The following is a 2548-nucleotide window of genomic DNA, read 5'->3' as shown; positions in this document are numbered from 1 at the left end:
AAGTCCGATTCACCTGGTGGGAAGCCGCCAGAGAAGGTGCGTGAGGGGGCAGGTAAACCCAAGACGGACTATGATAAATTAAAAGAGCGGCTAAAAGAACGTTATAAAAAATTTGCTGAAGATAAGAAGCAAAACATACCTCAAACGAGTAAAGAATTACTTCCAAAAGAGTTGGATCATGGAAAGTATGGGAAGTTACCTAATGAGGTTGGTGACAATATTACTGGTCACCATATGCCGTCTAATAAATACATGCAAGATGAGTTTGGAATAAAAACAGATGAAAGTTATGCTATGTTTTTAGAACATCCGCACCCGGGGCAAGGTGGAAGACACAGAAGAACATTCACTTATGGACTGAGTAAAAGAACAAGGCCAGAGGATTTTGATTTATACATGTCTTTGAAACCAAGAGATGCACTTGCATTTGATATTAATGATTTAAGACGTATTCTTAAAGAAGATGGATTATATACTAAAGAAAATAGGAGGAAGATAAAAGAATATATTGATTATTACAAAGAGTATAAGCATAACGGAATAAATATCTTTGGCAAGCCAAAGTAGTAAGAGAATTGGAGGAAGTAAATAGTGTCATCTTTTAAAGATCAAATTTCTATACTATACAAAATGCGTTTTATGGAGAATGAGGGTGACAATATAGAGATATTTGAAGAAATTCTCAACAATTTATCACTTCACGGAACAAATGACATAATTCCTGATCTCTGCACTGTTTTTGAGGACGATATTGCTGAACCTACAGCTGATGATTATCTAATCGAAACTATTTTTTATATTGCTAAACGCAATGGCTTAGAAGATGGTCTGCTTAAATTGGCTAATGGGATTCCAAGTATGTTACCTCATGCGAAGTTCTGGGCAGAAAGAATACATCGAACACTACTAAACTCAGAAATTTATTTAGAAGCTTATATGAACGCATTAGACCAAGTAAATAGCTCTGCCAAACTAATCATTAAAGATATACTACAAGCGATAAAAGAGGATGAACCCCCAAATCTGGAAAAAGTAAATATTATCTTAGATAAGCTAAATTATAAGTAGGTGAGTGGTTTCAGTTAGAAAAACTGGGGATGATAGGGGGTTTTACGATGGGAATACCAACAATTATTTTAGGGGTACCTGGATATTGGAAGTCAAGGGATGATTTTAAAGAAGCAATGCTTCGTAAAGGGAATGGTTATATATACATGGGGAACCATATAGGAAATCTCGAAAACCCCGATGTATTCTTTGAAGTAGATATGAACGAGCATAATCCTTATGTAACAGAAGCGTTTGAAATAGCTGGAAATGGTTCATTTAGTGTAGAAGATATTTATGATCTTAAAAATCATAATAGTATTGTCTACATTTTTGGAGAGGGTGGTTCTGTAGACAATGTTATGAAAATTATGGAGGTAGCCAGTGCTGTATTAAATGCAGGTGGTATCGCTGTAAATGTTGAATCTTCTGGGAGAGCTAGTACAAAAAAAGATTGGTTGGAAATAACAAGTAGTCAAGATATTACAAAGGTATTTACTAGAATTATTCAGATGTCTCGTGACAACAACACATTTTACACAACAGGTATGCATTGCTTTGGTTATCCCGATGTAGTAACCACATATGAAGGCAATACTGGGAAGGAAGTAGCGACACTATTTAGGGTATTTTGTTTATACAATCTAGTAGAAAAACCAAAAATTAATGCTGGAGAGACTTTTAGTTTGGACTCCAGTTCACCTGTTTATTTATTAAAACATGAAGAGTGCACAATGTTTGAGAGTGATGATCCATTCTATAATCCATATGGAGTCTGGAGATTAGTTCGTCATCATCGTCCAACCAGCTAAACAATTATTTTTAATTAATTTGGGGCTGTTCCCAAAGTCTATTTATGATTTTTTTGCCCCACTACGAGCTATATTTGGCTTAAAAGGACCTCATTTCCCACTTAATTGTGGAATTTGAGGTCCTTTTGCTCATCATTTAGGGTTGTTCCCGCTCCATGCGAACGCTTTTGGGACAGCCCTTTTTTGTTTTCAAAAAACAATTTCGTGTCAATTATCAGGACAGTGCTTGGTCATTGCGAAAAGTACGGCGACGCTGACGAATGGCATGTACCCTTACCGTGATCTTGGTGCCTGTCACCACTCGAAGCGGTACAGGAGCTTGGCAAGAAAAGCATACGAGGGCTTTTCTCACACACCAAGATATTAAACAACTCCTATTGCGTGAATCGAAAAAATATTAACCAATACATGGTTAGCCTTGCTAGTTATGCCAGGCTTTGACGGGGTACGCTTCGTCCGGGCCAATCTGGCTGGCACTGACTTTTCCGGAGCGGACCTGCGCGGTGCCGATTTTCGCGGAGCGAACCTCGCAGGGACGATTTTTACGGGAGCGCTGCTTGCTGGCGCCGTGTTTTCCCCGGAGGCAAGGGAGCTGCCCATACTCGATGAGCTTCAGGAGCGACAAGTCATCTGGCAGGAAGGGGAACGGGTATGAACTATTTCATCATGACACAGGACGAGCGGATCGC

Annotated in this window: 3 protein-coding genes and 1 pseudogene; all 4 read left to right on the top strand. The window is 38.8% G+C overall.

Features of this window, described 5'->3' with window-relative positions; translation table 11 throughout:
• Positions 1-567, top strand: a pseudogene (locus EDM57_RS23825) (hypothetical protein); the annotation flags it as partial.
• Positions 568-630: 63 nt separating this feature from the next.
• Positions 631-1068: an Imm30 family immunity protein gene (locus tag EDM57_RS22370; protein ID WP_122906886.1), complete on the top strand. Its 438-nt coding sequence runs from the start codon at positions 631-633 to the stop codon at positions 1066-1068.
• A 47-nt stretch (positions 1069-1115) separates the two neighbouring features.
• Positions 1116-1859 (top strand): DUF4261 domain-containing protein, encoded by a 744-nt coding sequence (locus EDM57_RS22365; RefSeq protein WP_122906885.1) that lies wholly within the window; start codon positions 1116-1118, stop codon positions 1857-1859.
• A 427-nt stretch (positions 1860-2286) separates the two neighbouring features.
• Positions 2287-2514: a pentapeptide repeat-containing protein gene (locus tag EDM57_RS22360; RefSeq protein WP_122906884.1), complete on the top strand. Its 228-nt coding sequence runs from the start codon at positions 2287-2289 to the stop codon at positions 2512-2514.
• Positions 2515-2548: the final 34 nt, after the last annotated feature.

It is taken from the genome of Brevibacillus gelatini (assembly GCF_003710935.1).
Taxonomy (GTDB): Bacteria; Bacillota; Bacilli; order Brevibacillales; family Brevibacillaceae; genus Brevibacillus; species Brevibacillus gelatini.
This window is presented reverse-complemented; position numbering and strand designations above follow the sequence as displayed.

What these genes read in the sequence shown, in the direction of transcription:
- EDM57_RS22360 (WP_122906884.1), top strand. Translation starts at nt 2,287, where the DNA reads ATGCCAGGCTTTGACGGGGTACGCTTCGTCCGGGCCAATCTGGCTGGC.
- EDM57_RS22365 (WP_122906885.1), top strand. Translation starts at nt 1,116, where the DNA reads ATGGGAATACCAACAATTATTTTAGGGGTACCTGGATATTGGAAGTCA.
- EDM57_RS22370 (WP_122906886.1), top strand. Translation starts at nt 631, where the DNA reads ATGCGTTTTATGGAGAATGAGGGTGACAATATAGAGATATTTGAAGAA.